Annotated in this window: 1 pseudogene; it reads left to right on the forward strand. The window is 62.9% G+C overall.

The features are described from left to right. A pseudogene (locus tag IO36_RS36205) lies at positions 1 to 251 on the forward strand (alpha-1,4-glucan--maltose-1-phosphate maltosyltransferase); the annotation flags it as partial.

The raw sequence follows: 251 nt of genomic DNA on the forward strand, positions 1-251 counted from the left end.
AGCGTGCGGATCCTGCGCCACTGGATGGACCACGGCGTCCGTATCTTCCGCGTCGACAACCCCCACACCAAACCCGTGATGTTCTGGGAACAGGTGATCGCGGACATCAACGCCACCGACCCCGACGTCATCTTCCTCGCCGAGGCCTTCAGCCGCCCCGCGATGATGCGCACCCTCGCCGAGACCGGCTTCCAGCAGTCCTACACCTACTTCACCTGGCGCAACACCAAAGAGGAACTCACCGACTACCT

The organism is Streptomyces aureus (assembly GCF_000725495.1).
GTDB lineage: Bacteria > Actinomycetota > Actinomycetes > Streptomycetales > Streptomycetaceae > Streptomyces > Streptomyces aureus_B.